The following is a 20518-nucleotide window of genomic DNA, read 5'->3' as shown; positions in this document are numbered from 1 at the left end:
CCGGGCCTTCCCGCGCCAGCCGTGCTAGAAGACCCCCAGGACCCCCATCTGCCGCGGAACCCATGGCCGAGCGATCGCACGAGGACTGGCACGACATCCTCGCCTTCCACCTGGAAGCGGGCGTTGATGTGGCCGTGGGCGAGGCGCCGGTGGACCGCTTCGCCGAGAGCGCGGCCGAGGCCGCGCGCCTCGCCGCGCGGCGGGCGAGCGCTGCGGCGCCGACAGAGGAGCCGGCGCGCCGCGACGTCCTACGGTCCGAGCCGGCGCGCGCCGCGCCCCGGCCTGCGCCGCGCACGGCGGCCCCGCCGGCCGTCGCCCCCGCAGCCGCGCCCCACGCGCCCGACGCCGCCGCCATGGCGGCGCGGGAGGCGGCGCGCGAAGCCGGCAGCCTGGAGGCGCTGCGCGCCATCATGGACGGCTTCGACGGCTGCGCGCTGAAGAAGACCGCGAGCCGCCTCGTGTTCGCCGACGGCAATCCCGCGGCCAAGGTGATGTTCGTGGGCGAGGCGCCGGGCCGCGAGGAGGACGAGCAGGGCCTGCCCTTCGTCGGCCGCTCGGGGCGGCTGCTGGACCTGATGCTCGGCGCCATCGGGATCGACCGCACCGGCGCCTACATCGCCAACGTCATTCCCTGGCGGCCGCCCGGCAACCGCACGCCGACGCCGCAGGAGACCGCCATCTGCCTGCCCTTCATCACCCGGCAGATCGAGCTGGCCGACCCGGACGTGCTGGTGTGCCTCGGCGGCCCCTCGGCCCAGGCGCTGCTCGCCACCACCGAGGGCATCACCCGCCTGCGCGGCCGGGTGATGGACTACGACACCGGGACGCGGACCATCCGGGCCATCGCCACCTTCCACCCGGCCTATCTGCTGCGCACCCCCGCCGGAAAGCGCCTCGCCTGGCGCGACCTGCTGGCGGTCGAGGCCCTGCTGGCGGCCGGGAAGGGCTGACGGCGGAGCGCGCCGGCGAAGGTCGGCATTCGCGCCCGGTTGCGCGGCGGCGCCGATCCATACAATGTTGCGCATCATCCGGAGGCCGCTCCGGCATCGTCCGACCAGGAGGGTGAGCGGGACTTCGGCGGAAGCCGGTGGGGGGAACCGCCCGGGCGGGCGGCGCAGGCCTGGCCGGGAGACCACGGGGACTGCAGGCGCGGGACCGGCGTGGTCTTCCGGACCGGTCCGCGCCGCCGCGGTGTCGCCGGCAGGGCGGGAACTGGAAATGAAACAACGGGTTGGGTCCATACTGGGGGCGATCGACGCCGGCGAGACCGACGACGCGGGATTTGGGCGGACTCAGGGGTCCGTCCCGGCCTGGCTGCCGGCGCTCGATGCCGCCGGCGGGCCGGTCTATCTCCAGATCGTCGGCGCCATCGAGGCGGGGCTCGCCGCCGGGGCGCTGCGGCCGGGCGACCGGCTGCCGCCGCAGCGCAGCCTCGCCAAGGCGCTCGGCATCGACCTCACCACCGTCACCCGCGCCTATGCCGAGGCGCGCCAGCGCCATCTGCTGGAGGCCGTGACCGGCCGCGGCTCCTTCGTTTCCGCCGCCGGCGACCGCTCGGGGCCGCCGGTGGACCTCAGTATGAACATCCCGCCGCCGCCCGCCGGCCTGCGGCTCGCAGACCTCATCGGCCATGGCCTCGCCGAGGTGATCCGCCGCGCCAGCGTCGATCGGCTGATGTCCTATCACGCCGGCCCGGGCGCGCTGGCGGAGCGGGCCGCCGCGGCGTCCTGGCTCGCCCCCGCCTTCGGCGCCCTCGACCCGGCCCGCATCGTCGTCGCCCCCGGCGCCCAGGCGGGCCTTGCGGCGCTGCTGACCAGCCTCGCCCGGCCGGGCGACGTCGTGCTCTGCGAGGCGCTGACCTATCCCGGCCTGCGCAATGCCGCGGCCCAGCTCGGCCTGACGCTGGAGGGGGTTCCCGGCGATGGCGCGGGCATGGACCCGGAGGCCCTCGCCGCCGCCTGCCGGCGCCTGTCGCCGAAGGCGCTCTATCTGGTGCCGACCATCGCCAATCCCACCGCCCGCACCCTGTCCGAATCGCGCCGCCGGGCGCTGGCGGAAACCGCGGCGGCCCAGGGCGTTCCGGTGATCGAGGACGATCCCTACTGGCCCCTCGCGGGCGACGCTCCGCCGCCGCTGGCGGTGCTCCGGCCGCAGGGGGTCTGGCACGTCGCCACCCTGTCCAAGGCCCTGTCGCCGGGGCTGCGCACCGCCTTCCTGGTGGCCCCCTCGGCCGAGGGGGCGGGGCGTCTTGCGCGGGCGCTGCGGGCGCTCAACCAGATGCCGGCGCCGCTGATGGGCGCGCTCGTCACCACCTGGATCCGCGACGGCTCCGCCGCCGCCTTGCTGGCCGGGGTGCGCCGCGAAGCGGCGGCCCGGCAGGAGGTGGCGCGCACCCTTTTGCCGGAAGGGTTCGCCCACCCTTTCGGGCTGCATGTCTGGCTGCCGCTGCCGGCGCGGTGGGACCGGCTGCGACTGGCGGAGGCGGCCCGGCTTGCCGGGCTCGGCCTCGCGCCCGCGGACGCCTTCCATGTGAGCGGGCCGGTGCCGGACGCGGTGCGCCTCTCGCTCGGCAGCCTGCCGGACAAAGCGCGCCTCGCGACCGCGCTGGGCCAGCTGGCGCAGCTCATCGCCGGCACCGGAGGGGCGCCCTACGATCTCGTCTGATCGGCCGCAAGACGCTGCTGAAAAAGGATTATTTCGACACCGGCCCGGCGAGTCGGCCCTCCTCGGCCTTGTGGACATACTGCTCCGCCACCAGCCACCCCTTGAGCGGCCGCAAGGGCGGGATGCAGGTGGCGAGGAGGAGCGGCAGGGTGGTGACGAGGTGCACCCAATAGGGCGCCTGATGGGCCACCTCCAGCCAGATGGCGAAGAGGGTGGAGGGCAGGCAGCCGAAGGTGATGACGAAGAAGGCCGGGCCGTCCGCCGGGTCGGCGAAGCTGTAGTCGAGCCCGCACACCTCGCAGCGCGGCGCGAGCGTCAGGAAGCCGGCGAAGAGGTGCCCCTCGCCGCAGCGCGGGCAGCGCCCCCGCAGGCCGGTCTTCAGGGGTGACAGCCGCGGCCAGGATCTCGACATCATCTCATCACCTCGTCTCGCGTCCGCCGGCGGGACCACGGGCGAGTCCCGCACAAGTCCCGCACAGTCCCGCGCCTTGGTTCCGCAGAATCCACCGCGGTCTCGCCAAGTCTCCCGCCGCGGTCCCAAGTCTCCCGCGAAGTCCCGCCAAATCCCGGCCGCCGATCGCGGGCCGCATGGGCGCCGGGAACCGGACCGAGCTGCACGAGGGGCAGAACGGGCGCATCTCCTTCCGTCTATATACATACAATTCATAAAATCGTATGCAGACGCATCTGCGACATTTGGTCGGTCGCCGGTGGCGCCGGATACGGCTGGCCGCGGATGCCGGACCGGGGGAAGATGCGACCGCCGATCGCGCGGCTCCGCCGCCACCCGGCGGATCGCACCCGCTTTGCCCCAGGCTCCTGCGGTTGGGAGCCGCGCGGCCCTGGCGGGAGCGCCGGCCGGCCACAGGAGCGCGCATGCCGTCTGCCTTGCCCCTCGCCGCTGCCGCGATCGCCGGCCTGGCCGCCATAACCGGCGCCGTCCTCGTCGCGCGGCGCTACGGCGCCGCCATGGCGGCCGCGCGAGCGGCAGTGGCCGACGGCAGCCGCGTCGCCCCGCTGGACGCCGGGCCGGTGGAATATGCCGAGGCGGGCAGCGGTCCGGCGCTGCTGTCGATCCACGGCGCCGGCGGCGGCTTCGACCAGGGCCTCGCCATCGCCGCCCAGCTGGTGGGCGAGGGCGTTCGCGTGGTCGCTCCCTCGCGCTTCGGCTATCTGCGGACACCCGTGCCGGCGGCGGGCGATCCGCGCGCGCAGGTCGACGCCCAGGCCGATGCCCATGCCGCCTTGCTCGACCATCTCGGCATCGACCGCGCGATCGTGCTCGGCCTGTCGGCGGGAGCGCGCTCCGCCGTCGCGTTCGCCGTGCGCCATCCCCAGCGGGTGGCGGCGCTGATCCTCGCGGTCCCGGCGCTCCACGCGCCGGAAAGCCCGGTGGCGGTCGACCCGACGGGCGGCAGCCGGCTCGCCTTCGCCGTGGTGAAGGCGGGCGGCGATTTCTTCTGGTGGGCGCTGCGCGGGCTTGCCCCGTCCCTGGTGGTGCGGTTCGTCGGCGTGCCGCCGGATGTGCTCGCGGCGGCGGATGGCGCGGAGCGCGCCCGCATCGCGGCCACCATCGCCGCCGTCGCCCCCCTTTCGGCACGCGCCGAGGGTATCCGCATCGACAGCGCCTATGTTCCACACGACATGCCCGTGGAGCGGATCGCAGCGCCGACCCTGGTCATCACCGCGCGCGACGATCATTTCAACACCCTGCCCGCCGCGTCCCGGGCGGCGGCCGGCATCAGGGGGGCGCGCCTCATGGTGTTCGAGAGCGGCGGCCATCTGCTGGTCGGCCGCACGGGCGAGGCGCGCGCGGCGACGCGCGGCTTCCTGGCGGCGCACGGTCTTCTGGAGGAGGATCGGACGGGAGATGCGAGTGGTAGCAGCGGGCGGACTTGAACCGCCGACCTCCGGGTTATGAATCCGGCGCTCTCACCAACTGAGCTACGCTGCCACGCCGCCGGCCCAAGGGCCGCGCGGGAAGGCCCGCATATAGGGGAGCGGGCGATTGGCTGTCAAGGAACGCCAAGGGACGGGAATGTCTCGTGCGGGAGGGCCGTGGGGGCTGCATCCCCGCCGCTTCCCGGCGGATTTTCTTAGCCCCGGACTGCCGGCCCCCCGGCATGGCCAACCCCTTGCGGCCCGGCTCTCCTTTGGCTGTGCTACCGCCGCGCTTTTGGCGTCCGGCATCGGCGCGCCGGTCGGCTTTCGGGCGGCGTGCCGGCCGACGCCAAAGGCGCAGCGCCTGGGAGCGACAGGCCGGAGGCCGTGCCGGTGATCGCCAAAGCTACCCGCCCAGCACCGCCACGAGGCCCGGAACCGGGATGCCCTTCTCGGTGCGGGTGGAGACCGTGTCCAGCGAAATGATCGCAAGCCCCGCCGCCTCGGCCGCCGCCACAAGGTGCGCGCGGCCGTGGGCGTAGCGCAGGGTGTCGCGCAGGATCACGCCTGCGCCCTCATGGGTCTCCAGCGTCGCCGCCACAAGCCCGCCCGGCGCCAGCGCACGCCGCGCGGCGCCGAGCAGCGGGCCCAGCTCGGCCACGTAGCACAAGGCGTCCGCCGCCAGGATCAGGTCGTAGATGCCCGGCTCGGCCGCCTCAAGGTCGGCGCCCATCTCCGCCGCGCGCAGGCCCCCATAAAGGCCGAGCCGCTCCGCCTGCGCCAGCATGGCGGGCGAGAGGTCGACGCCCTCCAGCCGCGCCACCCAGGGCGCGATAAGCGGGGCGGCGAGGCCGGTGCCGCAGCCGAGGTCGAGCGCGCGGGCGAAGGCGAGCGGCCGGCCCAAGGCGGCACAGGCCGCTTCGAGCGCGCCGGCCAGCACCTCCGGCCCGCGATAGGCGAGGCGGGTGCGCAGCGCGGCGTCGAAGCGCCCGGCATACTGGTCGAATAGGGTGCGCACATAGGCTGGCGACATGGCGCCCGTGGCGGGAACCGCCCCGAGCCGGGCGAGGCGCAGGCCCGCCCCCATCATGTCGTCCGGCGCCCGCTCGCGCGCCTCGCGGAAGGCGTCGGCGGCGCCCTCCAGGTCGCCGGCCGCCTCCAGCGTCTCGCCCAGGAGGAACCAGGCGGCGACGAATTGCGGCGCCTCGATCACGAGGTCGGCCAGCATGCCGGCGGCGGCCTCCCTGTCGCCGCCCTCGGCATAAGACCGCGCCCAGTCGAGCCGCCGGTCGAGCGCGGCGTCGCCGGAGGTCGTGCCGGGAAGCGTTGGGGATGCCACGGAAACCTCCGGTGATGCGCGGGGCTCGAAACGCCCGTCTCGCGCCCCATATAACTCCGATTGCCCCCCGATCCAGCCATGCGACCCGAAGACCTGCTCTGCCCCTCGCCCCAGGGCCTCTATTGCCCGGCGGGCGACTTCCACATCGATCCCGTGCGCGCGGTGCCGCGCGCGGTCATCACCCACGCCCATTCCGACCATGCCCGCGCCGGCCACGGGCAGGTGCTGGCCACCCGCGAGACGCTGGACATCATGGCCCTGCGCCTCGGCGCGGGCTTCGCCGGGACGACCCAGGCGCTCGCGCTCGGGGCGCGGATCGAGGTCGGCGGCGTCGCGGTCAGCCTGCATCCGGCGGGGCACGTGCTGGGCTCGGCGCAGGTGCGGCTCGACTGGCGCGGCCTCACCATCGTCGCCTCGGGTGACTACAAGGACGCTGCCGACCCCACCTGCGCGCCGCTCGCGGTGCAGCGCTGCCACGTCTTCGTCAGCGAGGCGACCTTTGGCCTGCCGGTGTTCCGCCATCCGGACCCGGACGCGGAGGCGGCGAAGCTCGTCGCCTCGGTGCGGCTGTTCCCGGAGCGCACCCACATCGTCGGCGCCTATTCGCTCGGCAAGGCGCAGCGCATGATGGCGCTGATCCGCCGCGCCGGCCATGCGGGGCCGATCTACATCCACGGCGCGCTGGAGGCGGTCACCGGATATTATCAGGCGCGCGGCGCCGACTTCGGCGACATCCGCCCGGTGAAGGGCACCGACAGGAAGGCGTTCCCGGGCGCCGTCGTCATCGCCCCGCCCCATGCCATGACCGACCTGTGGGCGCGGCGCTTCGCCGATCCCGTCGCCTGCCTCGCCTCGGGCTGGATGCGGGTGCGCGCGCGGGCGCGCCAGCGCGGCGTCGAGCTGCCGCTGGTCATCTCCGACCATGCGGACTGGGACGGGCTGACCGCCACCATCCGCGCCACCGGCTGCGAGGAGGTGTGGGTGACGCACGGCGCCGAGGACGCCCTGGTCCACTGGGCCCACACCCGCCAGCTCCGCGCCCGCCCGCTCCACATGGTGGGCTACGGCGAGGAGGAGGAGGAGGACGGCACGTCGTCCGGTGAGGCGGAAGGATGAGGGGCGGCTTCCACACCACCATCACACCGCCGTCATGCCCCGGCTTGTCCGGGGCATCCACCGTCGTGCAGGGACGAACGGAGGGGCGAAGGTGAGCCGCGTCTTCTACGTCTATATTCTGGCGAGCGCGCCCAATGGCACGCTCTATGTGGGCGTAACCAACGATCTTGTCCGGCGCGCCTTCGAGCATCGTGAAGGCGAGGGAAGAAGCTTCACCAAGCGCCATTCCGTGATGCGGCTGGTCTATTACGAGCAGCATGATACGGCCCTGGGGGCCATCACCCGCGAAAAGCGCCTCAAGAAATGGCCGCGCGACTGGAAGATGAACCTGATCGAGCGGGAGAACCCCCATTGGCGTGATCTCTATGATGGGATCGCCCAGCCATGAAAGCACGCAGCGCCAATGCCCCCAGCGCAGGAGGAGCGGCTGGGTGGATGCCCCGGACGAGCCGGGGCATGACGGTTGGGGAAAGGGCGACGGCTGGGAAAATGGCGATGACGGGAGAGAAGACGGTGCAGGGCAATCGCACACCGCCGTCATGCCCCGGCTTGTCCGGGGCATCCACCGTCGTGCAGGGACGGCCGGAGGGGCAAAGGTGAGCCGCGTCTTCTGCCTCCAATTTCCGGCGGGGCGGCCGGGCGCGAATTCGTCGCCCGTCGGGCAAATGGCCGGGTGGATGCCCCGGACGAGCCGGGGCATGACGGTTGGGGACATGGCTGTGGCGGTCGGACAAGACGACGTGCCGGGCGCGACGGCGGCGGGAGGGCCGCCGCCATGAACCGGTTCGCCGCGCTGCTCGACCGCATGGCCTACGAGGCCGGGCGCAATGCCAAGGTTCGGCTCATGGCGGACTATTTCGCGTCCACGCCCGATCCCGAGCGGGGGTGGGCGCTGGCGGCGCTGACCGGCGCGCTGTCCTTCGCCAATGCCAAGCCGGGGCTGGTGCGCGCCCTCATCATGGAGCGGGCCGACCCGGTCCTGTTCGAGATGTCCTACGACTATGTGGGCGACCTCTCCGAGACCGTCGCCCTCATGTGGCCGCGTCCGGAGGGGGCGCTGGCCCACGCGCCGCCTTTGTCGGAGATCGTCGCCGGGCTCGCGAGCCTGCCCAAGTCCGCCCTGCCCGGCGCCCTCGCCGGCTGGCTCGACGGCCTGGACGAGACCGGCCGCTGGGCGCTGCTGAAGCTCATCACCGGCGCGCTGCGCGTCGGCGCCTCGGCCCGGCTCGCCAAGACCGCGGTGGCGAGCCTCGGCGGCCTCGCGCCCGACGACGTGGAACTGGTGTGGCCGGGCCTCAAGCCGCCGTATCCGGAGCTGTTCGCCTGGGCGGAAGGGCGCGGCGAACGGCCTGAGACCACCGATCCCGTGCCGTTCCGGCCCGTGATGCTCGCCCATGCCATCGAGGAGGCGGACTTCTCCCAGCTTTCGCCCGGCGACTTCATGGCCGAATGGAAGTGGGACGGCATCCGCGTGCAGGCGGTGGCGGCGCGCGACGCGGCGGGCGCGCTTGTGCTGCGGCTCTATTCCCGCACCGGGGAAGACATCTCCCCGGCCTTTCCCGACCTCCTGGAGGCGCTCGACTTCGAGGGCGCCATCGACGGCGAGCTGCTGGTGGTGCGCGCCGGCCGGGTGGAGCCGTTCAACGTGCTGCAGCAGCGGCTCAACCGGAAGGCCGTCACCGGCAAGATGCTGGCGGAGTTCCCGGCCCATATCCGCGCCTACGACCTCCTGGCCGAAGGCGGGGCGGACTTGCGCGAGATGCCGTTCCGGACGCGGCGCGAGCGCCTCGCGGCCTTCGTCGCCGCCCATCCGAGCGGCGGGCGGCTCGACCTCTCGCCGCTGGTGCCGTTCGCCTCCTGGGCGGAGCTGACGGCGGCGCGCGCCGCCCCCGGCGCGTTCGGGGCCGGCATCGATGCCGCGGCGGTGGAGGGCGTGATGATGAAGCGCGCCGACAGCCCCTATCTGCCGGGCCGGCCGAAAGGCCCGTGGTGGAAGTGGAAGCGCGACCCGCACACGGTGGATGCCGTGCTGATGTATGCCCAGCGCGGGCACGGCAAGCGCTCGTCCTTCTATTCCGACTACACCTTCGGGGTGTGGACGAAGGGCGAGGCCGGCGACGTGCTGGTGCCGGTGGGAAAGGCCTATTTCGGCTTCACCGACGAGGAGCTGAAGAAGATCGACGCGTTCGTGCGGCGCTTCACCGTCAACCGCTTCGGCCCGGTGCGCGAGGTGGTGCACGAGCCGGACGCGGGCCTGGTGCTGGAGATCGCCTTCGAGGGCCTCGCCCGCTCGGCGCGCCACCGCTCGGGCGTCGCCATGCGCTTTCCCCGCGTCGCGCGCCTGAGGTGGGACAAGCCGCCGCGCGAGGCGGACCGGCTGGAGACGCTGGAGGCGCTGATCCGCTGAGGCGCGGCGCACGCATTACTGGCTCGCCCAGACGATCCGGGCGATGAAGGCGATGTCCTTGAGCGGCAGATGTTGCGTCTCGTGCGGGGCGCCGAGCGCGCGCACCTCCACCTGCCGGGCGGTCCGGCGCAGGAATTCGCGCACCAGAAGCGCGCCGTCGCGCGCCTTCACCACCACCCGGTCGCCGCGCCGCACGGCGGCGGCGGGGGAGACCACCAGCACGTCCCGGTCGCGATAGACCGGCGCGAACGCCGGGCCGCAGATCTCCAGCGCATAGGCCTGTCCGTCCGCAAGCTCGGGGAAGACGATGTCGTCCCAGGCGGGGCCGGCCGGCAGCCCGCCGTCGTCGAACGCGTCGGCCGCGCCCGCATCGGCGAGCTCGATCATCGGGATGACCCGGCCGGCGCCGGCGGCCTCGGGGGCGAGTTCGCCCTCGATCGGCGTCGCGCCCTCGGCGAAGCCGTCGGCGCGGCCCCCGGCGTCGAGCAGAGCGACGAAATCCTCGACGCCCGCCCCGGTCGCGGACAGCGCCTTGGCGATGCTCTCGGTGGAGGGCCAGCGCGGTCGTCCGTCCCCCGTCACCCGCTTGGAGCGGTTGAAGGTGGTGGGGTCGAGCCCGGCCCTTTTGGCGAGCCCTGAGGTGGAGAGGCCATGGCGTTCAGCGAGGCGATCCAGCGCCCGCCAGATTTGCCCGTGCGTGAGCATGCGTGCGCGTTCCCTCGCTGACTGCCCGGGCACGATAAGAATTTGTTCCTGATTTGTCCAGGATTTCAATCCGCGTCGGCGTGCGGAGCAGGAAGGGCTGGCGTCGGCGGTGCGGACGGGCTAGCTGGAAGGTCCCGCCTTCCCGGAGCCTCGATTTGACCCCGCCCGCTGCCGCTCTCGTGTTCAAGATCTGCCCGGCCCCGCTCTGGCGCAAGGCGGAGGCGAACGGCGTGTTCTTCGGCGCGCCGGTGGACGTGACGGACGGCTTCATCCATTTTTCCACTGCGGAACAGGTGCGCGAAACCGCGCGGCGGCACTTCTCGGGCCTCGCGGAACTCAAGCTTGTCGCGGTGGCGACTGAAGCGCTGGGGCCGGCGCTCAAATGGGAGCCCTCGCGCGGCGGGGACCTGTTCCCCCATCTCTACGGCCCGCTGCCGCTTGCGGCGGTGCGCCGGGTCGATGACCTGCCGCTCGGGGCGGACGGGGTCCACATCTTCCCGGACCACATTCCCTAGGCGCCCGCCAAGTGCTCGCCCGGGCGCCCGGCCGGGCGCCCCCAAGCGCGCCGTCTCAGGCGCGCTTGCGAGGCCGGATCGGTCAGCGGCCGGCGCGGGAGATGCGCAGGATCAGCCACAGCGGGACGACGATCACCGCCCCCAGCAGGAAGTAGCGCCACAGGCGCTCCACCGCCTCGAAGCCGAAATTGAACAGGTTCCGTACCAGATCCACGAGGCTCTGGAGGATGTTGGCGGGGTCGAGGCCGAGCGCCGCCATGATCACGCCCACCACCACGGACAGGAGGATGAGGCGGGCGATGACCCAGGCGGGCGAGCCGCCGAAGAAGCGCTTCAGGTCGGCACCGGTGCCGGGACGGCTGCTCAGTTCGCGATTGTCGGACATGGCGCACTCCTCGATCCGCCCGTCTACCACGCCCGGCTTGCGAACGGGAGACATGTCGCCGCACCGGTCGCTGGCGTCCGGACTTCGAGCCGGGGGCGCCCGGCACCGCCGGGGCTTCCCTCGCCGGCGGAATTCCTGTATCGGATCGCCCGCGCCGCGCGTCGGTGCACCATACGCGGGAGGCGTGTCCGGTTCGCCAGCCGGAAGTAACGCGCCGCTACCGCGATCCTCGGACAGCGCCGAACCGCGATCAGCCGTCGCGGCGGCGTGCTTTGGCGTTTCCGGCCGGCAGCCGGAACGCCGGGGAGTTCTTCCATGGCGAAGAAAATCGCAGGCTACGTCAAGCTGCAGGTGCCCGCCGGCAGCGCCAATCCGGCTCCGCCGATCGGCCCCGCGCTCGGCCAGCGCGGCCTGAACATCATGGAATTCTGCAAGGCGTTCAACGCCCAGACCGCGCAGCTCGAAAAGGGCATGCCGATCCCGGTGGTGATCACGGCCTTCCAGGACCGTTCCTTCACCTTCGAGCTGAAGACCCCGCCGGTCTCCTACTTCCTCAAGAAGGCCGCAGGCCTTGAGACCAAGAAGAAGCCCGGCTCCGGCTCGAAGACGCCCGGCAAGGGCACCTTCGTCGGCAAGGTCACGCGCGCCCAGCTCGCGGAGATCGCCGAGAAGAAGATGAAGGATCTGAACTGCGACTCCGTTGAGGCCGCCGTCCAGATGATCGAAGGCTCGGCCCGCTCCATGGGCCTCCAGGTTCAGGAGTGAGCGTCATGGCGAAGGAAGGCAAGCGCATCCGCGCCGCCCACGAGGGCATCGACCGCACCAAGCTCTACGGCCTCGACGAGGCGCTCACGCTCCTGAAGGAGCGCGCGACCGCCAAGTTCGACGAGACCATCGAGGTGGCGCTCAATCTCGGCGTCGACCCGCGCCATGCGGACCAGATGGTCCGCGGCGTGTGCAACCTGCCGAACGGCTCCGGCCGCACCGTGCGCGTGGCGGTGTTCGCCCGCGGCGCCAAGGCCGACGAGGCCAAGGCGGCGGGTGCCGACATCGTCGGCGCAGAGGACCTGCTGGAGACCATCCAGGGCGGCAAGATCGAGTTCGATCGCTGCATCGCCACCCCGGACCTGATGCCGCTGGTCGGCCGCCTCGGCAAGGTGCTCGGCCCGCGCGGCCTGATGCCGAACCCGAAGGTCGGCACCGTGACCATGGACGTGAAGGGCGCCGTCGCCGCCGCCAAGGGCGGCGCGGTGGAGTTCCGCGTCGAGAAGGCCGGCATCATCCATGGCGGCGTCGGCAAGGCCTCGTTCCCGGCCGACAAGCTGGCCGAGAACATCCGCGCCTTCGTGGACGCGGTGGTGAAGGCCAAGCCGACCGGCGCCAAGGGCACCTATGTCCAGCGCGTGGCGGTGTCGTCCACCATGGGCCCGGGCCTCAAGATCGAGCCCGCGTCGGTTCTGGGCGCCGGCGGCGCCTGAGGCACGTTCTGGAATGGCCGGGCTCGACCCGGCCATTTCCTTCAGGGCCGCTTCCAAGGCGACAAGGGCGCGGCCCTGTTTGTGACTCCGTTTCTCAGCGGCCCGCTGGAAGCCGTCGGGTAATCCCTTGAGATGAGCGCGCGCTACCGCCCGGAAATCGATGGTCTGCGCGCGATCGCCGTGCTGCCGGTCGTGTTCTTCCACGCGGGGGTGCCGGCATTCTCGGGCGGATTCGTGGGCGTCGACGTCTTCTTCGTCATCAGCGGCTACCTGATTTCCGGCATCATCATCGAGCAGCGCGCGCAGGGCGAATTCTCCCTTGCGCGCTTTTATGAGCGGCGGGCGCGCCGCCTCCTGCCTTCGCTGCTCACGGTGATCATCGCCACCTGCGTGGCCGCGGCCTTCATCGTCGCGCCGTTTCGGCTCGCGGAGATCGCCAAGTCCAGCATCGCGGCCCTCACGTTCACCGCGAATATCTATTTCTGGGCCGCCACCGACTATTTCGCCACCGCCGCGAAGCTCCAGCCGCTGATCCATACCTGGACGCTGGGGATCGAGGAGCAGTTCTACATCCTCTTTCCCCTGCTGGTGATCGCCCTCGCGGGCGGCTCAAGATTGAAGCTTCCGCTCGTCGTGGCGGTCCTCGCGGTGCTCTCGCTCCTCTACAGCCAGGCGCTGACGCGATGGGACAAGGCCTCGGCCTATTACCTGCTGCAGTCGCGCGGCTGGGAGCTTCTGGCGGGCGTGCTGGTCACGCTGGCGCGGTCCCGCCTGCCCCCGGTGCCGGGATCATGGACGCCGACGGCCATGCGCGTCGTCGGGCTTCTGCTCATCGCGCTGGCGGTCACAACCTATCATGAGGCCATGCGCCTGCCCGGGCTCGCCATGCTGGTGCCGGTGGTCGGCGCCGCGCTGGTGCTCTATGCGCCCGACCGTGGCGAGCCGGTGGCGTCGGCGATGGCGTGGCGGCCTCTGGTGGCGGTCGGGCTCATCTCCTATGCGCTCTATCTCTGGCACCAGCCCGTTCTCGCGCTTGCCCGCCTCGCCACGACCGACGACCTGTCCCCGACTTTGGCCGGCGCCCTCGTCGCCGCCTGCTTCCCGCTCGCCTGGGCCACATGGCGCTTCATCGAGCAGCCGGCCCGCGACCGGCGGCGCATGCCCTTGAGGCCCTTCCTTGCCGCGATCGGATCGGCCAGCGCCGCGACCCTGGCATTTGCGGTTCTGGTCGCGGGGACCAACGGGCTCTCCTTCCTGGTGCGGCCGGCCTATGTGGCCGTCACGGCTCAGTTCGAGCGCGAGGCCAGCAGCCGCGCCGACGGCATCCGCACGGACGCCTGCCACCTCAGGGCCAATCGCGGGGCGCCCGAGCCGTTCCTGGCGCAGTGGAACTGCCTGGGGGAGGGACCCGGCGCGACTGTCCTCGTCGCCGGGGACAGCCACGCGGCGGACAAGGCATTCGCGCTGCGCGCCGCGGGCATCGAGCCGGCCCAGGCGACGGGCGCCGGCTGCTCCGTGGTGCCGCGGCTCATGAGGCCGGAATGCCGGGCGTTCTTCGTCATGGCGCTGGAGAAGCTGAAGGGACGTCCGGGCCTGCGCGTCCTCCTCGCCCAGTCGGTCTCCGCCGGCGCCCTCAGCCCCGACGACATCGCCGCCGCCGGCGCCTTCTTCGCCGCCGCCGGACATTCCGTCCTGTGGGCCTCGCCCATGCCGGCCTTTCCCCGGATCCGGGATGAGATGGCGGCGCGGGCGCAAAGCGGAGACAATCCGTTGAGCGGGGCCTACCCCTTCGCGAACGCGGCGGCTGAAGCGTCGCGCCTCGCCATGGTCGACGGCGCGGGAGCGGCCCGCGTCTTCGACACACAGCAGGCCTTCTGCGCCATCGGCCAGGCCCCGTGCAGTCCCTATGCGCGGGAGGACCTGCTGCTGATCGACCCGGACCATCTCTCGGGCGCGGCGGCGCGGGCCATGGGGCCGAAGCTCGCGGCCTTCCTGTTCCCGCCGGGATGGCAGGGCGCGGGGCAAGACGGGGGAGACGGGCGGGCGAACGGGCGGTAGGACGCCGGGCGCCGCCGGGCTGCTGCCGCGCGATGGGGACCGGACGGGCCGCTAAAGCAAAAAATGCGCCGCGAGTCGTGACAAGCGGCGCGCGAGGCTTTATATGGGCTGTTTCCCACGCGGCTCCGGCCACATGGGATTTTGGATTTTGAGCTTCCGCCTTTGACCGGGCGGAAGGGCTGGGAGGGTTCGCCCGCCCGGCCTTATCGTCTGTCAAGCGCCTGTTTCGTCGGCCGTTTTGCGGTCGATGGGGTGCCGAAGCAGATGAAAGTCCTGTCCGAGACTGCAGGCGCCGCGGCGATTTGCCAAGGCTTAATTCTCGCCACCCGCCTCGCCCGAGGCGGACCCTGGGGAGCCAGCATAGACGGGGAAGACCGGAATTTTTGTGCGCCTCCGCCGTGGCGGGGGCGTGGAAGATCGGTTCGAACCAGCGCCTTGCGTTCCGCTCCGGACGTTCCGTCCGGCCTGGAGCCGGGGGGACAGGGCATGTGAGCGTCGCGGAATGCGGCCGGCATGCTTCAAGCGGGGGCAAGCTCCCGCGACAGGCAACCCGGCCGCGGAAGCGGCAAGGCGCAACCGGCGGTATCTCCCTGATGATACCGCCATAGGCTTAAAGAGAGCCAGACGTGGATCGAGCGGAAAAGCAAGAGCTCGTCACGACGCTTTCGGACGTGTTCAAGAACACGTCCGTCGTCGTGGTGGCCCACTATTCCGGCCTCACCGTGGCCCAGATGCAGGCGCTTCGCCGGCAGATGAAGGCCCAGGGTGCGACCGTGAAGGTGGCCAAGAACCGCCTCGCCAAGATCGCTCTGGAAGGCTCAGACGTCGCCCATGTGGCGTCCCTCCTGAAGGGACCCACCCTGATCGCCTATTCCAGCGATCCGGTGGCGGCGCCGAAGGTGGCCGTCGACTTCGCCAAGACCAACGACAAGTTCGTGATTCTCGGCGGTGCGATGGGCACCACGCCCCTGAACGCGGACGGTGTGAAGGCGCTTGCCACCATGCCGTCCCTTGATGAACTGCGCGCCAAGCTCGTCGGCCTCATCCAGGCCCCGGCGACCAAGATCGCTCAGCTCACCACCGCGCCGGCTGCCAAGCTCGCGCGCGTGTTCGGGGCGTATGCCAAGCAGGACGAAGCGGCGTGAGGCAGCGGCCGCGCATCGCGCGGCCCGATCTCGCAAATCTCAAATTCGAACCTATCTTAAGGACAAACGAAAATGGCTGACCTGACCAAGCTCGTCGACGAGCTCAGCTCCCTGACCGTTCTCGAGGCCGCCGAGCTGGCGAAGCTCCTCGAGGAGAAGTGGGGCGTCTCCGCCGCCGCCGCCGTGGCCGTTGCCGCCGCTCCGGGCGCTGCCGCCGCTGCCGCTCCGGTGGAGGAGCAGACCGAGTTCACCGTGATGCTTGCCGCCGCCGGCGACAAGAAGATCGAGGTCATCAAGGAAGTGCGCGCCATCACCGGCCTGGGCCTCAAGGAAGCCAAGGACCTGGTCGAAGGCGCTCCGAAGCCCGTCAAGGAGGCCGTCTCCAAGGACGAGGCCGAGAAGCTCAAGGCCCAGCTCGAGAAGGCTGGCGCCAAGGTCGAGCTCAAGTGAGCTTTGGGGTCCCGGCTTTGGCCGGGACCCTTTCCACCGCCGGCCGGAAGGCGCGGCGGCGCGGTTAGAGACGGTTCTCCCGGCAGCCGGCCGAGGCGAAAGCCTCGCGGCTCCCGGGAGAGCCGTCATGGTGCTGGAAGGGGATGGCGCTTCGCCCTCACCCCGTTCCGGCACCGATGGCAGATGAAGGTTCCGGAGCCGGCGCGGCGAGCCCGCCTCTCTCATGAGGCACAAGGGAGCCGGCCCGATTGGACCAGGACGGACGAGGATCGAGATGGCGCAAACGTTCACCGGTCGTAAGCGGATCCGCAAGTTCTTCGGCAAGATCAAGGAAGTGGCTGAGATGCCGAACCTCATCGAGGTTCAGAAGGCGTCCTATGACCAGTTCCTCCAGATCGAGGAGCCCAAGGGCGGACGCGACGACGACGGCCTGCAGGCCGTGTTCAAGTCGGTCTTCCCGATCTCGGACTTCTCCGGCGCCGCCATGCTCGAATTCGTGCGCTACGAGTTCGAGCCGCCGAAGTATGACGTGGACGAGTGCCGCCAGCGCGGCATGACGTTCGCCGCCCCGCTCAAGGTGACGCTGCGCCTCATCGTGTTCGATGTGGACCCGGACACCGGCGCGAAGTCCGTCAAGGACATCAAGGAGCAGGACGTCTATACCGGCGACATCCCGCTGATGACCATGAACGGCACGTTCATCGTCAACGGCACGGAGCGCGTCATCGTCTCGCAGATGCACCGCTCGCCGGGCGTCTTCTTCGACCATGACAAGGGCAAGACCCACTCCTCGGGCAAGCTCCTGTTCGCGGCCCGCATCATCCCCTATCGCGGCTCCTGGCTCGACATCGAGTTCGACGCCAAGGACATCGTCTATGCGCGCATCGACCGCCGCCGCAAGGTGCCGGTGACGAGCCTGCTGTTCGCGCTGGGCCTCGACAGCGAGGAGATCCTCGACACCTTCTACGAGAAGATCGCCTTCTCGCGGGCGAAGGACGGCTGGCGCATGCCGTTCGATCCCAAGCGCATGAAGGGCTACAAGGCGGTCTCCGACATGGTCGACGCCGACACCGGCGAGATCGTCGTCGAGGCCGGCAAGAAGCTCACCGTGCGCGCCGCCCGCCAGCTCGCCGAGAAGGGCCTCAAGGCCCTGAAGATCTCGGACGAGGAGATGGTCGGCCAGTACATCGCCGAGGACCTCGTGGACACGGCGAGCGGCGAGATCCACGCCGAGGCGGGCGACGAGATCACCGACAAGCTGCTGAAGACGCTGGAGGAGGCCGGGTACAACGAGATCCCGGTGCTCGACATCGACCACGTCAACACCGGCGCCTACATCCGCAACACGCTCGCCGCGGACAAGAACGTCACGCGCGAGGATGCCCTGTTCGACATCTACCGCGTGATGCGCCCGGGCGAGCCGCCGACGCTCGATTCGGCGCAGGCCATGTTCCACTCGCTGTTCTTCGATCCGGAGCGCTACGACCTCTCTGCGGTCGGCCGCGTGAAGATGAACATGCGCCTTGACCTCGACTGCCCCGACACCGTGCGGGTGCTGCGCCGCGAGGACATCCTCGCGGTCATCAAGACGCTGGTGGAGCTGCGCGACGGCAAGGGCGAGATCGACGACATCGACCATCTCGGCAACCGCCGCGTCCGCTCCGTCGGCGAGCTGATGGAGAACCAGTACCGCGTCGGCCTGCTGCGCATGGAGCGCGCCATCAAGGAGCGCATGTCGTCGGTCGACATCGACACTGTGATGCCGCAGGACCTGATCAACGCCAAGCCTGTGGCGGCGGCGGTGCGCGAATTCTTCGGTTCGTCCCAGCTCTCGCAGTTCATGGACCAGACCAACCCGCTCTCCGAGATCACGCACAAGCGGCGTCTCTCGGCGCTCGGCCCGGGCGGTCTGACGCGCGAGCGCGCCGGCTTCGAGGTGCGCGACGTGCACCCGACGCACTACGGCCGCATCTGCCCGATCGAGACGCCGGAAGGCCCGAACATCGGCCTCATCAACTCGCTGGCCACCTTCGCCCGCGTCAACAAGTACGGCTTCATCGAGACGCCCTACCGCAAGGTGGTGGACGGCAAGGTGACGGACGAGGTCGCCTATCTCTCCGCCATGGAGGAGGGCAAGTACTACGTCGCGCAGGCGAACATCCCGCTCGACAAGGACGGCCGCTTCGAGGAGGACCTGATCGTCTGCCGCCATGCGGGCGACGTGCTCCTGGTCACGCCCGACCGCGTCGACTTCATGGACGTCTCGCCGAAGCAGCTGGTCTCGGTGGCCGCGGCGCTGATCCCGTTCCTTGAGAACGACGACGCCAACCGCGCGCTCATGGGCTCCAACATGCAGCGCCAGGCGGTGCCGCTGGTGCGCTCGCAGGCGCCGCTGGTGGGCACCGGCATGGAGGCCGTGGTGGCCCGCGACTCCGGCGCCGCCATCGCCGCCCGCCGCACCGGCGTGATCGACCAGGTGGACGCGACCCGTATCGTCATCCGCGCCACGGAAGAGGCCGACCCGTCCAAGTCGGGCGTCGACATCTACCGGCTGATGAAGTTCCAGCGCTCCAACCAGTCCACCTGCATCAACCAGCGTCCGCTGGTGCGCGTGGGCGACCAGGTGAAGAAGGGCGACATCATCGCTGACGGCCCGTCCACGGAGCTGGGCGAGCTGGCGCTCGGCCGCAACGTGCTCGTCGCCTTCATGCCGTGGAACGGCTACAACTTCGAAGATTCGATCCTGCTCTCGGAGAACATCGTCAAGGAGGACGTGTTCACCTCGATCCACATCGAGGAATTCGAGGCCATGGCCCGCGACACCAAGCTCGGGCCGGAGGAGATCACGCGCGACATTCCGAACGTCTCGGAAGAAGCGCTGAAGAACCTCGACGAGGCGGGCATCGTCTATATCGGCGCGGAGGTGCGCGCCGGCGACATCCTGGTGGGCAAGATCACCCCCAAGGGCGAGAGCCCGATGACGCCGGAAGAAAAGCTGCTGCGCGCCATCTTCGGCGAGAAGGCCGCCGACGTGCGCGACACCTCGCTGCGCCTGCCGCCGGGCGTGCAGGGCACGGTCGTCGAGGTGCGCGTGTTCAACCGCCACGGCGTCGACAAGGACGAGCGCGCGCTCGCCATCGAGCGCGAGGAGATCGAGCGTCTCGCCAAGGACCGCGACGACGAGCAGGCGATCCTCGACCGCAACGTCTACGGCCGCCTGACCGAGCTGCTCGACGGCAAGAGCGCCATCGCCGGCCCGAAGGGCTTCAAGAAGGACACCAACGTCACGCGCGACATCCTCACGGAGTATCCGCGTTCGCAGTGGTGGCTGTTCGCGGTGGCGGACGATGCCCTGATGGCCGAGATCGAGGCGATCCGCGCCCAGTACGACGAATCGAAGAAGCGCCTTGAGCAGCGCTTCCTCGACAAGGTCGAGAAGCTGCAGCGCGGCGACGAGCTGCCCCCCGGCGTCATGAAGATGGTCAAGGTCTTCGTGGCGGTGAAGCGCAAGATCCAGCCCGGCGACAAGATGGCCGGCCGCCACGGCAACAAGGGCGTGGTCTCGCGCATCGTGCCGGTGGAGGACATGCCGTTCCTCGAGGACGGCACCAACGTGGACATCGTGCTCAACCCGCTGGGCGTGCCCTCGCGCATGAATGTCGGCCAGATCCTGGAGACCCACCTCGGCTGGGCCTGCGCGGGCCTCGGCCGGCAGGTGGCGCAGGCGGTGGACGCCTACTACGCCAAGCATGACCTCAAGCCCCTGCGCTCGGCGCTGGAGAACGTCTACGGCAAGCCGGAGATCACCCAGCTCAAGGACGAAGAACTGCCGGAGCTGGGCGAGAACCTGCGCAAGGGCGTGCCCATGGCGACCCCGGTGTTCGACGGGGCCCACGAGGCGGACATCGAGAAGGAGCTGGAACGGGCGGGGCTCGACGCCTCCGGCCAGTCCACCTTGTTCGACGGGCGCACCGGCGAGCCGTTCGACCGAAAGGTGACCGTGGGCTATATCTACATGCTCAAGTTGCATCATCTGGTCGACGACAAGATCCATGCCCGCTCCATCGGCCCCTACTCGCTCGTCACCCAGCAGCCGCTGGGCGGCAAGGCGCAGTTCGGCGGCCAGCGCTTCGGCGAAATGGAGGTGTGGGCGCTGGAGGCCTATGGCGCCGCCTACACGCTGCAGGAGATGCTGACCGTGAAGTCGGACGACGTCGCCGGCCGCACCAAGGTCTACGAGGCCATCGTGCGCGGCGAGGACACGTTCGAGAGCGGCATTCCCGAGAGCTTCAACGTGCTCGTGAAGGAAATGCGCTCGCTCGGCCTCAACGTCGACCTGGAAAACACCTGACGGGCGTCGCCCCGTCCTGCCGCT

Annotated in this window: 17 protein-coding genes and 1 tRNA gene; 13 read left to right on the top strand and 5 right to left on the bottom strand. The window is 70.8% G+C overall.

The features are described from left to right. Positions 1-62 precede the first annotated feature (62 nt). On the top strand, positions 63-950 hold the full coding sequence (locus D9R14_RS09240) for a uracil-DNA glycosylase (RefSeq protein ID WP_121623036.1): 888 nt from the start codon (positions 63-65) through the stop codon (positions 948-950). Positions 951-1218: 268 nt separating this feature from the next. After that, positions 1219-2664 (top strand): aminotransferase-like domain-containing protein, encoded by a 1446-nt coding sequence (locus tag D9R14_RS09235; protein WP_121623035.1) that lies wholly within the window; start codon positions 1219-1221, stop codon positions 2662-2664. Positions 2665-2692: 28 nt separating this feature from the next. Here the strand turns inward: D9R14_RS09235 and D9R14_RS09230 are convergent, their stop codons facing one another. Then, positions 2693-3079, bottom strand: coding sequence for a DUF983 domain-containing protein (locus tag D9R14_RS09230; RefSeq protein WP_245420666.1), 387 nt, complete (start codon positions 3077-3079; stop codon positions 2693-2695). Positions 3080-3540: 461 nt separating this feature from the next. Here D9R14_RS09230 and D9R14_RS09225 point away from each other — a divergent pair, with 461 nt between their 5' ends. Continuing rightward, positions 3541-4563, top strand: a complete 1023-nt coding sequence (locus D9R14_RS09225) for an alpha/beta fold hydrolase (RefSeq protein WP_184759499.1) — start codon at positions 3541-3543, stop codon at positions 4561-4563. Here D9R14_RS09225 and D9R14_RS09220 read toward each other — a convergent pair. Then, positions 4542-4618, bottom strand: a tRNA-Met gene (locus tag D9R14_RS09220). The two genes, D9R14_RS09225 and D9R14_RS09220, sit on opposite strands and share 22 nt — an antisense overlap. A 333-nt stretch (positions 4619-4951) precedes the next feature. Beyond that, on the bottom strand, positions 4952-5884 hold the full coding sequence (locus D9R14_RS09215) for a class I SAM-dependent DNA methyltransferase (RefSeq protein ID WP_245420664.1): 933 nt from the start codon (positions 5882-5884) through the stop codon (positions 4952-4954). A gap of 78 nt (positions 5885-5962) precedes the next feature. Here D9R14_RS09215 and D9R14_RS09210 point away from each other — a divergent pair, with 78 nt between their 5' ends. From D9R14_RS09210 to D9R14_RS09200, 3 genes are all read left to right on the top strand, one after another. Next, positions 5963-7000: a ligase-associated DNA damage response exonuclease gene (locus D9R14_RS09210; protein ID WP_121623034.1), complete on the top strand. Its 1038-nt coding sequence runs from the start codon at positions 5963-5965 to the stop codon at positions 6998-7000. 91 nt (positions 7001-7091) lie between these two features. After that, positions 7092-7388 (top strand): GIY-YIG nuclease family protein, encoded by a 297-nt coding sequence (locus tag D9R14_RS09205; RefSeq protein WP_245420662.1) that lies wholly within the window; start codon positions 7092-7094, stop codon positions 7386-7388. Between the two features lie 387 nt (positions 7389-7775). Next, positions 7776-9407 (top strand): cisplatin damage response ATP-dependent DNA ligase, encoded by a 1632-nt coding sequence (locus D9R14_RS09200; RefSeq protein WP_121623032.1) that lies wholly within the window; start codon positions 7776-7778, stop codon positions 9405-9407. Positions 9408-9422: 15 nt separating this feature from the next. Here D9R14_RS09200 and D9R14_RS09195 read toward each other — a convergent pair whose 3' ends face one another. Continuing rightward, entirely contained in the window at positions 9423-10112 is a 690-nt protein-coding gene (locus tag D9R14_RS09195) for a S24 family peptidase (protein ID WP_121623031.1), read from the bottom strand. A 155-nt stretch (positions 10113-10267) separates the two neighbouring features. Here D9R14_RS09195 and D9R14_RS09190 point away from each other — a divergent pair, with 155 nt between their 5' ends. After that, a complete protein-coding gene (locus D9R14_RS09190) occupies positions 10268-10627 on the top strand; it encodes a DUF952 domain-containing protein (protein WP_121623030.1) in 360 nt (119 codons plus the stop codon). Positions 10628-10709: 82 nt separating this feature from the next. Here D9R14_RS09190 and D9R14_RS09185 read toward each other — a convergent pair whose 3' ends face one another. Then, positions 10710-11012: a DUF6460 domain-containing protein gene (locus D9R14_RS09185; RefSeq protein ID WP_121623029.1), complete on the bottom strand. Its 303-nt coding sequence runs from the start codon at positions 11010-11012 to the stop codon at positions 10710-10712. A gap of 315 nt (positions 11013-11327) precedes the next feature. Here D9R14_RS09185 and rplK point away from each other — a divergent pair, with 315 nt between their 5' ends. From rplK to rpoB, 6 genes are all read left to right on the top strand, one after another. Next, the gene (rplK, locus tag D9R14_RS09180) at positions 11328-11777 is read left to right on the top strand and encodes a 50S ribosomal protein L11 (RefSeq protein WP_121623028.1); all 450 of its coding nucleotides are present in this window, start codon (positions 11328-11330) and stop codon (positions 11775-11777) included. 5 nt (positions 11778-11782) lie between these two features. Then, positions 11783-12490 carry a 50S ribosomal protein L1 gene (gene rplA / locus D9R14_RS09175; protein ID WP_121623027.1) on the top strand — a complete coding sequence of 236 codons (708 nt, stop codon included), beginning with the start codon at positions 11783-11785 and terminating at the stop codon, positions 12488-12490. A gap of 132 nt (positions 12491-12622) precedes the next feature. Beyond that, positions 12623-14548, top strand: coding sequence for an acyltransferase family protein (locus D9R14_RS09170; protein ID WP_121623026.1), 1926 nt, complete (start codon positions 12623-12625; stop codon positions 14546-14548). 626 nt (positions 14549-15174) lie between these two features. Continuing rightward, positions 15175-15693 carry a 50S ribosomal protein L10 gene (gene rplJ, locus D9R14_RS09165; protein WP_121623025.1) on the top strand — a complete coding sequence of 173 codons (519 nt, stop codon included), beginning with the start codon at positions 15175-15177 and terminating at the stop codon, positions 15691-15693. 72 nt (positions 15694-15765) lie between these two features. Next, on the top strand, positions 15766-16143 hold the full coding sequence (gene rplL, locus D9R14_RS09160; protein WP_121623024.1) for a 50S ribosomal protein L7/L12: 378 nt from the start codon (positions 15766-15768) through the stop codon (positions 16141-16143). 274 nt (positions 16144-16417) lie between these two features. Further along, positions 16418-20494: a DNA-directed RNA polymerase subunit beta gene (gene rpoB, locus D9R14_RS09155; protein ID WP_121623023.1), complete on the top strand. Its 4077-nt coding sequence runs from the start codon at positions 16418-16420 to the stop codon at positions 20492-20494. Positions 20495-20518: the final 24 nt, after the last annotated feature.

Origin of the sequence: Xanthobacter tagetidis, from assembly GCF_003667445.1 — a bacterium.
GTDB classification, from domain to species: Bacteria; Pseudomonadota; Alphaproteobacteria; order Rhizobiales; family Xanthobacteraceae; genus Xanthobacter; species Xanthobacter tagetidis.
This window is presented reverse-complemented; position numbering and strand designations above follow the sequence as displayed.

Bases quoted from the DNA above. Each gene is read 5' to 3' on its own strand.
- D9R14_RS09235 (WP_121623035.1), top strand. From the start codon at position 1,219: ATGAAACAACGGGTTGGGTCCATACTGGGGGCGATCGACGCCGGCGAG.
- D9R14_RS09210 (WP_121623034.1), top strand. From the start codon at position 5,963: ATGCGACCCGAAGACCTGCTCTGCCCCTCGCCCCAGGGCCTCTATTGC.
- D9R14_RS09240 (WP_121623036.1), top strand. From the start codon at position 63: ATGGCCGAGCGATCGCACGAGGACTGGCACGACATCCTCGCCTTCCAC.
- rplK (WP_121623028.1), top strand. From the start codon at position 11,328: ATGGCGAAGAAAATCGCAGGCTACGTCAAGCTGCAGGTGCCCGCCGGC.
- rplA (WP_121623027.1), top strand. From the start codon at position 11,783: ATGGCGAAGGAAGGCAAGCGCATCCGCGCCGCCCACGAGGGCATCGAC.
- D9R14_RS09195 (WP_121623031.1), bottom strand. From the start codon at position 10,112: ATGCTCACGCACGGGCAAATCTGGCGGGCGCTGGATCGCCTCGCTGAA.
- rplL (WP_121623024.1), top strand. From the start codon at position 15,766: ATGGCTGACCTGACCAAGCTCGTCGACGAGCTCAGCTCCCTGACCGTT.
- rpoB (WP_121623023.1), top strand. From the start codon at position 16,418: ATGGCGCAAACGTTCACCGGTCGTAAGCGGATCCGCAAGTTCTTCGGC.
- D9R14_RS09185 (WP_121623029.1), bottom strand. From the start codon at position 11,012: ATGTCCGACAATCGCGAACTGAGCAGCCGTCCCGGCACCGGTGCCGAC.
- D9R14_RS09225 (WP_184759499.1), top strand. From the start codon at position 3,541: ATGCCGTCTGCCTTGCCCCTCGCCGCTGCCGCGATCGCCGGCCTGGCC.
- D9R14_RS09230 (WP_245420666.1), bottom strand. From the start codon at position 3,079: ATGATGTCGAGATCCTGGCCGCGGCTGTCACCCCTGAAGACCGGCCTG.
- D9R14_RS09200 (WP_121623032.1), top strand. From the start codon at position 7,776: ATGAACCGGTTCGCCGCGCTGCTCGACCGCATGGCCTACGAGGCCGGG.
- D9R14_RS09170 (WP_121623026.1), top strand. From the start codon at position 12,623: ATGAGCGCGCGCTACCGCCCGGAAATCGATGGTCTGCGCGCGATCGCC.